Annotated in this window: 9 protein-coding genes; 7 read left to right on the forward strand and 2 right to left on the reverse strand. The window is 41.1% G+C overall.

All coding sequences use genetic code 11. From position 1 onward, the window contains the following. Nucleotides 1-96 precede the first annotated feature (96 nt). Entirely contained in the window at nt 97-1,071 is a 975-nt protein-coding gene (cysB, locus tag J8L84_RS18045) for an HTH-type transcriptional regulator CysB (protein ID WP_013784052.1), read from the reverse strand. A 245-nt stretch (nt 1,072-1,316) separates the two neighbouring features. Between cysB and J8L84_RS18050 the strand changes: the two genes are divergently transcribed. Both J8L84_RS18050 and J8L84_RS18055 read left to right on the forward strand, forming a co-directional pair. Continuing rightward, complete coding sequence (locus J8L84_RS18050; RefSeq protein ID WP_211071907.1) at nt 1,317-2,018, forward strand: HAMP domain-containing sensor histidine kinase; 702 nt, start codon at nt 1,317-1,319, stop codon at nt 2,016-2,018. Nucleotides 2,019-2,090: 72 nt separating this feature from the next. Beyond that, nucleotides 2,091-2,846, forward strand: coding sequence for a hypothetical protein (locus tag J8L84_RS18055; RefSeq protein ID WP_211071908.1), 756 nt, complete (start codon nt 2,091-2,093; stop codon nt 2,844-2,846). A 27-nt stretch (nt 2,847-2,873) separates the two neighbouring features. Here J8L84_RS18055 and J8L84_RS18060 read toward each other — a convergent pair whose 3' ends face one another. Then, nucleotides 2,874-3,761 carry a LysR family transcriptional regulator gene (locus J8L84_RS18060; RefSeq protein WP_211071909.1) on the reverse strand — a complete coding sequence of 296 codons (888 nt, stop codon included), beginning with the start codon at nt 3,759-3,761 and terminating at the stop codon, nt 2,874-2,876. 217 nt (nt 3,762-3,978) lie between these two features. On the opposite strand from J8L84_RS18060, the gene J8L84_RS18065 reads away from it, so the two are divergent. The 5 genes from J8L84_RS18065 (at nt 3,979) to J8L84_RS18085 (ending at nt 8,540) form a co-directional block, all read left to right on the forward strand. Continuing rightward, a complete protein-coding gene (locus tag J8L84_RS18065) occupies nt 3,979-4,710 on the forward strand; it encodes a CoA transferase subunit A (protein ID WP_211071910.1) in 732 nt (243 codons plus the stop codon). Beyond that, nucleotides 4,710-5,366 (forward strand): CoA transferase subunit B, encoded by a 657-nt coding sequence (locus J8L84_RS18070; protein ID WP_211071911.1) that lies wholly within the window; start codon nt 4,710-4,712, stop codon nt 5,364-5,366. Before J8L84_RS18065 ends, J8L84_RS18070 begins: the two co-directional genes overlap by 1 nt. Nucleotides 5,367-5,458: 92 nt before the next feature. Further along, a complete protein-coding gene (locus J8L84_RS18075; RefSeq protein WP_211071912.1) occupies nt 5,459-6,859 on the forward strand; it encodes a DEAD/DEAH box helicase in 1,401 nt (466 codons plus the stop codon). A 271-nt stretch (nt 6,860-7,130) separates the two neighbouring features. Continuing rightward, nucleotides 7,131-7,745 carry a hypothetical protein gene (locus tag J8L84_RS18080; RefSeq protein WP_348771851.1) on the forward strand — a complete coding sequence of 205 codons (615 nt, stop codon included), beginning with the start codon at nt 7,131-7,133 and terminating at the stop codon, nt 7,743-7,745. 132 nt (nt 7,746-7,877) lie between these two features. Then, nucleotides 7,878-8,540, forward strand: a complete 663-nt coding sequence (locus J8L84_RS18085; RefSeq protein WP_211071913.1) for a hypothetical protein — start codon at nt 7,878-7,880, stop codon at nt 8,538-8,540. Nucleotides 8,541-9,047: the final 507 nt, after the last annotated feature.

Raw genomic sequence — 9,047 nt, forward strand, 5'->3', positions numbered from 1 at the left:
AAAACACCGCAAATCGCCTTTTTTATGCTGTTACGTATTTTCATACGCAAACCGCCAATTCAATTAAGCCAATTGTCTCTTCAATGCTAATCTCGCCTATTTAACCGGCAAGGTTACCCCTTTGAACATCTTCTCTACTTCGTCATTGTTTTTCAGCATCATGGCTTTTTCAACTTTATCTTTTGTTAAATGCGGAGCGAAGCGCTCGATAAAGTCGTACATGTAGCTGCGTAGGAAAGAGCCTTTTCTAAAGCCAATTTTGGTCGTGCTGTAATCGAATAAATGACTTGCATCAATTTTCACTAAATCTGAATCGAGTTCATCGCTAACCGCCATGGAAGCAATAACACCAATACCCACACCTAATCGCACATAAGTTTTAATCACGTCGGCGTCTGTGGCAGTGAATACAATTTTAGGTGTAAGGCCTGCACGTTCAAACGCTTGGTCGAGTTCTGAGCGACCAGTGAAACCAAATACATAGGTGACAAGGGGGTATTTAGCGATATCACTGATATCGATAGAGCCTTTCTTCGACAAAGGATGGTCTTTATTCACAATCACACTACGATTCCAGTGATAACAAGGCAGCATCACTAAGTCGTTGTATAAATGCAACGCTTCCGTAGCGATAGCAAAGTCGGCTTCGCCCTTAGCGGCCAAATCACTAATTTGCGATGGCGTACCTTGATGCATGTGTAAAGACACCTTCGGGTACTTGCTCATAAAACCTTGAATTACATCAGGCAGCGCGTAACGTGCTTGTGTATGCGTAGTAGCAATATTCAGCTTACCTTGGTCTGGTAGCGTATGCTCTCGAGCCACCGCTTTAATACTTTCTACTTTCGCCAGGATTTCGCGAGATATATTAATGACATCGTTTCCGGCATCAGTAACATGGGTTAGATGTTTTCCACTACGCCCAAAAATCTGTACACCCAACTCATCCTCTAGCATTCTCACCTGCTTACTAATGCCCGGCTGAGAGGTATATAAACTTTCTGCCGTGGCAGAAACATTCAGATTATTGTTAAGTACTTCTACTATGTAACGTAGCTGTTGTAATTTCATGTAAAACATCGCTCCTTGTAACCAGTTGTGTACTATAACCTTATCGTTATAACCAAAACTACTAATAATTACGATAAGCTATTACAAAAGTGACAGATTAACCCAGAAAATAGTAGGTAATTTTGCGCTAAATAAGTAATACTGAAAATGGGTTACCTACTGAATAATTGTTTTCCTTTATCCTTACAGATGTTTTAATTGGTCCAACGCTTTCAATTTTAAGGAAAATAACGGGTTTTATTCATATGAATGAAAAAAAGCAACTTACCTCTCCTATCGACTTTTCGTCGGTGCTAGCAGCTGCTGTGCACGATATGAAAAATTCGCTGTTTCTTCTTATCCAGTCAATTGAAAATCTGTCTAATGATTTAGCCCCTGAAAACAGTAAAGCACGAGAGCAAGTGGCTAATGTGCATTATGAAGCATCGCGGCTCAATACCAATCTAGTACAAATTTTATCACTTTATCGTGCAGAATTAGAAAGTCTGCCGATAACAGTAGATGAGTGTTTCGTTAGTGACTTAATAGACGATGTAGTTGGCTCTAATAATATTTACATTGTACAAAAAGAAATTGTGGTTAATGCGAATGTTGACCTAGATTTAAGTTGGTATTTAGATAGAGAACTTATTTACCTGTTAATTAATGACGTGCTGGTGAATGCCCTTCGGTATGGAACCTCTCAAATTTGTATTTCAGCGCAGGTTGAAGATGATTGCTTACATATTTGTGTTGAAGATGATGGCATCGGCTATCCAACGTCTATGCTTGAAAAAAGCCACGAAGACTTAGCCGATTTTCAGCTTAGTCAAGGTAGAACCGGGTTAGGGCTTTTCTTTGCTAGACTTATTGCATCGGCTCACTCGCAAGGCCAACTGCAAGGAGAGATTTCTTTAAGTAATGGCGGTAGTCTTGGCGGAAGTGTATTTAGGGTAAAAATACCGTAACATTAACGCATAATAGTTTGGCAGTGAAAGCCAACATATAATTCGAATTAAGTAATAAACGGAAATACGCGCATGTACATGATAATAATAATTCTGATTGTTGTATTACTGATAGCAGCAATCTTTATAAATGCTATGCAGCAACATCGCGCTAAGGCTGACTCGGAACGTCGGGCAGATCTGGCTAAACAACGCGCTGTTATTGATGAAACAGAGAATGTTATTCTAGCTTGCTCAAACATGCCTATTTCGGGCCGCATGCTACAAATCATGGACAACCGAGTGTTAGGTGCGCTTAAAACCGTTAATGAGCTTGGTGGTACGCCAGAAACCAAGCAAAAACTTGCCAATGCAGAGCAAAAATCCGCGTCCAAAAACCCTGATGCCGTCAGCGCAAACGAATTCGTTTTACCCGATAACGACAAACTTATTATTCAATACATTCAGGCTGTTAAGAAACTTCGTATTCTACTTCGTTCAGAACACAGTAAAGGCAAAGTAGAAAGCAAAGTGTTTTATGATGAAGACAAGCAATTAGAACGCTTACAAATTAAGGTTAATGTTGAAACGCTAATTAAACGCGGCAGAGCGGCACAGCAATCGAATATGTTAGGTTCAGCCCGTCAGTATTACGAAAAAGCAAAAACCGCACTAGAAAATCAAAATCAACAGGATGAATACACACAATCTCGCTTGGCCACGCTGCACGAATGGCTGTCTGAAATTCAGAACAACCTTAAGAGTGTTAACGCTCAAGATAGAGCGAAGAAACAAGAAGAAGAGCGTGATGAATTAGACGAGTTGTTTGCGCCTAAGAAGAAATGGTAATGCGCTAGTTCACAAGTATTTGATACGCTACCTTTGGTAGTGGTGTAACACTTCAGTCCAAAGTGCTTGCCCAGCCACTGACATATCGCGCTTGGCGTTTTTCACCATACCTACCCTTTTCACTAGGGGATCGTCTTTCATATTAAGCACGGTTAGGCCAATGCTTTCCATTGATGCAATACACAACGATGGCATAATAGCGATGCCTAATCCCTGTTTAATTAGCTGACCAAGGGTACCTAACTGGCCCGTTTCGGCAACAATCACCGCATCACCCACAGTACTTATTTTCTGTTGAGTCCACATTCTTACTGCAGAGCCCCTATTCATCATTACCATAGGGTGTTCGATACATGCTTCCCAGCTAACCGTTTTGGCTTTTGCTAATTCATGCTGGGGGTTTACCACCACTACAAAACAATCGTCGAAAAGAGGTGTAAATATAAGCCCTTCATTTTGCTGCGGTTCGAAGGTGAAGCCCATCTCGGCTCTGCCCTCAGAAACTTCATAAATTACGTTCTCCATCACCACATCTAAAATTCGAAGGTTAATATTAGGCGCAAGTTGGTGATACCGTTTAAGTAAATGCGGTAAATGTGATTCTGCAAAGGAAGGCATAGCCGCAATGGTTAGGCGCCCTTTTGCCATGGCGAAAAGGTTCTGTATATCACCAAAAGTGTCGTCCCAGTCACGCATTATTCTAATGGCGTTGGGTAATAAGGCTTCACCTTCTTTGGTTAACGCCACATGCCTGGTGCTACGACTAAACAATTTCCCGCCAAGCTGTTCTTCCATTTTCTTTATTGCAGAAGAAAGTGCCGGCTGGGTAAGGTGAAGCTTAATAGCCGCCTCAGCAAACGTGCTTGATTGCGCTACGTGAATAAAAGCCTGCAAATTTCTATATGAAATATTCATTCAACTAAGACCCACACCCTATGTTTGAAATGCTAACCGACAAAATAGCCAACACGTTGACTTGCCCTTAATTCGAAAAATTAATAACCATCGCTAATCATTCAATTAATAAATAAAACTTATTAATTGAGTGATTAATTCAATTTTACATAATTGATAACATTGTTGATACTTTTACTTAACACATTTTATCAATGCTAATTTAAGGGGAAGTACCATGTCGGGATTTGACAAAGTCGTCACTACCTATCAAGAAGCCATGGACGGGCTGACCGATGGTATGACAGTTATTGCGGGTGGTTTTGGGCTATGCGGCATACCAGAAGGACTCATTGCTCAAGTTAAAACCATGGGCACTAAAGGCCTTACTGTGGTTTCTAATAATTGTGGTGTAGATGGTTTTGGACTAGGCATCTTGCTGGAAGACAAGCAAATTAAGAAAATGGTGTCTTCTTACGTAGGTGAAAACGCCCTGTTTGAAAAGCAATTATTAAATGGCGAGCTTGAAGTTGAACTTACACCGCAAGGCACGCTAGCCGAGAAGATGCGTGCTGGTGGTGCAGGTATTCCCGCTTTTTATACTGCTACTGGCTATGGCACGCCTGTAGGCGAAGGTAAGGAAGTGAAAACGTTTAATGACCGCCCTTATATCTTAGAAGAAGCTATTAAGGGCGACTTTGCCATAGTGAAAGCGTGGAAGGCCGACCGATACGGAAACTGTGTTTATCGTCATACTGCACAAAACTTTAACCCTATGGCCGCCACCGCTGGCACTATAACAGTGGTAGAAGCAGAAGAGATTGTTGAACCTGGTGAGCTAAACCCTAGCGAAATTCATACGCCCGGCATTTATGTAAATAGAGTCATAAAAGGGAAATTTGAAAAACGCATAGAGCGTAAGGTTGTCGCAAAAACGGCAAGTAACACCACAGCAAAGGAGTCACAATAATGGCATTATCACGAGATCAAATAGCAATGCGTGTGGCTCAAGAATTCAAAGATGGCGATTATGTTAATTTGGGAATAGGTATTCCTACGTTAGCCGCTAGTTTTGTGCCTGAAGGCATTAGTGTAATGCTGCAATCTGAAAATGGCTTGCTGGGCATGGGCCCCTACCCTCAGGAAGATGAGCTAGACGCAGATATGATTAACGCGGGTAAAGAAACCGTTACCGCCATTACCGGAGCTTCAATTTTTAACTCTGCGGAAAGCTTCGCCATGATCCGTGGCGGTCACGTTGATTTTACCGTGCTAGGTGCGTTTGAAGTAGACGTAAACGGTAATATTGCGTCGTGGATGATACCCGGAAAGCTCGTAAAAGGTATGGGGGGCGCTATGGACTTAGTAGCAGGCGCTAAAAACATTATTGTGACCATGACCCACACCGATAAACATGGTAACCCAAAACTCCTCAATGAATGCACCCTACCGCTAACGGGTGTAAATTGCATAACCCGAATTATTACCGATCTTGCTGTATTAGAAGTGGTTGATGGCGCCTTTTTACTTAAAGAACGTGCTCCGGGTGTAACGGTTGAAGATATACAAGCAAAAACCGGCGGTAAATTGGTTGTTTCGGAAAATGTGACCGAAATGCAGGTATAACTGCATTTTCGACAAGGTAAACGCATAGCAAGCTTTCATAATATCGGCCTTTAAGGGATAATACGCGATGATATTATTCATGAGGCCGAATCTTGCTAGTTACTGACTTACCCGTTCATCACAAAATCATTACCAAACTCGAAAGTAGAAACTTTACCGAGCTTACTGAAATTCAGGAAAAAAGTATGCTTCCTGCTATTCAGGGTAAAGATATTATTGCCTCATCTAAAACGGGATCGGGTAAGACACTCGCATTTTTAATTCCGGCCATAAATAGAATGATGTCGCAAAAGGCGTTAAGTCGACAAGACCCCCGCGCACTTATCCTTGCACCTACTCGCGAATTAGCGAAGCAAGTTTTCATAGAAGCCAAAACCATGTGTACGGGATTGAACCTGTCTTGCACGTTGGTTGTGGGCGGCGAAAACTATAATGATCAGGTGAAAGCGTTACGCCGAAACCCACATATTATTGTGGGCACTGCTGGCCGAGTGGCTGATCATTTGAAAGACAAAAGTGTATTTTTAAATGGCTTAGAACTACTGATTTTCGATGAAGCCGATCGCATGCTAGATTTGGGCTTTTCAGAACAATTAAACATGATTAACGAGTTTGCGAACCACCGTAAACGCCAAACAATGCTGTTTTCTGCCACATTAGATAGCATTGAACTGAATTACATGACTGCGCGTTTAACGAAAGCTGCTGTTCGCGTATCGGTAGGTGATTCAACGGCACATCATGGCGATATTCAACAACAATGTTTCTTTGCCGATAATATCGAGCATAAAGACGCCCTGCTTCATCACGAAATTTCTAATCGTACTTATAATCAAGCAATTGTATTTACCGCAACCCGTGAAGATACCGACCGTTTAACCACCATGTTAAACAAAGACAAGCTTGAGGCCATCGCCTTACGAGGTGATTTACCACAAAATCAACGCGCTGCAATTATGAGTGAGTTCGCCCGCGGACAGCATTCTGTATTAGTGACTACCGATGTGGCATCAAGAGGCTTAGATTTATCTAAAGTTGGTTTGGTTATTAATTTTGATTTACCGAAAAATGCCGATGAATACATTCACCGTATTGGTAGAACTGGCCGTGCTGGGCAAAAAGGCGAAGCCGCTTCATTTGTTGGCCCTCGCGATTGGAAGAGCTTTATAGTGCTTAAGGCACATTTACAGTATGAACTGGAGTGCGAGGCTCACGAGGCACTACCCGCTAAATTTAAAGGGGTTAAAGCCCCTACGCCTAAACAAGATACGCAGAAAAATAAAGCCAGTAAGCAAGATGGTGCAGAAGCTGCTGTTGCGAAGAAAGTACGCCGCGTAGACACCATGGCAGGTACTGAAATTGGTATGGCACCGGTGAAACGCAAGCCCAGAAAAGTAGAGCTTGAACCTGAAGACGATACCGAATTTGAATCTGGCGTTAATGCAGATGACAGCGTGGATACAGATTTAGATAATAGCGATAAAAATAGCTAAGTATAGTTTGAACCGGATAATTCTTCGGTTAAAGATTTGTATTATTAAAAAGGAGCCTAAGGGCTCCTTTTTTGCTTTCTGTTTATAGATAGCCCCTCAATTTATTAATTAGCCGTTACAGCATTTGAGCAAAGTACACCACTCGCCCCTAACACACCATTTTGGTATTTTTAATTCATGAGCAAAAAACACCATGCTGATTTATTGTTTTAATTAGAGAAGTTAGAGAGTAATCTGACGATATGGATAAAATTAAAAAAACCAGTTTGGTGTGTTTAGACAGACCGATTTGGGGTCTAGTAAATTGTTAGCTGCCAGCAAGGAAGCATTTGAGGTTACTTTGGAAAAATATACAAACAAGAGCACTTTAAATAAAACTAATTTCATCAATTTTGCTTTTATCTTCTTAGTCGTTATTTGTTTGAGCTTTGTGGCGTTTGACCTCAATAAAGATGACGAGCGCTCATTTGTTTTTTCACTGCTATTTATCATGTGGATTGCCTATGGGGCTGGTAGTAATAAGGTAAGCGCGTTTGAATTCCGTGAAACAACTGATTATACGCCTTCAGCCTCATTTGCTGGCATTTGTTTATGTTGGTGGGTCGCTCTCACCGACTATTTTTTAGTATTGGATCAAACGTCACGGTTTTCTGGTTTTTTCTTAGCTTTTTCTCTTTTATTAACTTTTGGCTTAATGTTGGATTTCATTCATTATTTTAGCGATAAGATAGGAAAACCTATTACACCTTGGTATATCATTCGTATTGGGCAAATCATTTTAGTGGGAACTTTGGGCGCATTGCTTTATTTTCTGGTTTATGGAAATTGGAACTTCCATATAGGAGGCCCATTTGAATTTTTGTCTCGTGTAATGCGAGGTTACTAAGTGCATGGCAGCTAACAAAAAAATCAAGTTCGCCCGCTGCGCGGGCTGGGACACAAACACGCGGGGCGCTCCGCTATTATGCCCCACGTATTTGCGCCCCTTATTTAAAAGTTAGCTCTTTCAAGGATGACCATGGATTCTTTAAAAACAAACAACAGAGATAGACTTGTTAGTGTAGCTAAAGCAGCATCGGGTGCACTACCATTTATAGGTTCAGCAGTTTCAGAATTACTCGACAGTGTTGTCCCTAATTTAAGGTTCGAAAGAGTAGTTTCATTTCTTGAGAATTTAGATGAAAGAGTGTCAAAAGTTGATGCGGAACTAGATAGCTTTAAACGGAACTTGAACACAGAACAAGGAACCGACTTACTAGAGGAGGCACTTATTCAGTCTTCTCGTGCTGTATCTGAAGAAAGAAGACAGAGGCTTGCTTCTTTGACCGAAAAAGCACTGACTGGCGATAAGTTAAAATATGAAGAAGCTAAAAAGATTTTAAATTTGTATCGTGAGCTTACAGATCCGGAGATTATTTGGCTTATATATTATTCTTTGAGACCTTCCCTAAGTCACGGCCCTCATTCTGAATGGGTGGAAAAGCACCCTGACGTATTAAGACCAATAACAAGAGAGATGTCTGCTCCAATAGAAAAACGAGAACTTGCTGCATTACAAGATAGCTACAAAGAAACTCTTCTTCGCTTTGGGCTTACTGAAATGAAGGGTAAAAGCGCGAGTCTCACTACTCTCGGCAGAATGCTTGTAGGTTACATAACAGATACAGACGAACAGAGCTAACAAACCACTGTAGTTACTCGCTGGCGCTCGTTGGGACACAAACACGCAGGCTCCCATCGCTTCGCGCTGTATTATAGCCTGCGTATTTGTGCCCCTAAGTGGGGGCGTTAGGTATATACGGAAGATGTTCACACTTGAAGATTTCAGGTAAAAGATATAAATCTATTTTTGAGTCATCGATCTTAATATCGATTTTTACTCTATTTGTATTAGGTTGGGCTGAAATAATTACAAGCTCTAACTTAAGGCCCTCATTATTAGTGATTCTTTTATTTATGGGAGCTGGATATTTATGTTACAACGTCTTATATCGTGAACCTTATTATTTTAATTCAAACTCTAGATGGTTTAAGTATTTTTATATTACAGAGTTATTCTTTTTTTCTATGTTTATGTTATTAATAATCATAGCTATAGCAGAGTAAAATATACCTAACAAGTCACTGCAAAGGACTAAAAACAGCTGGCTATTGCTCGTGCCTCGCTATTTTAGCCTCTGAGTGAGGC

It is taken from the genome of Alteromonas sp. MMG017 (assembly GCF_018100795.1).
In the GTDB taxonomy this organism is placed as follows: domain Bacteria; phylum Pseudomonadota; class Gammaproteobacteria; order Enterobacterales; family Alteromonadaceae; genus Alteromonas.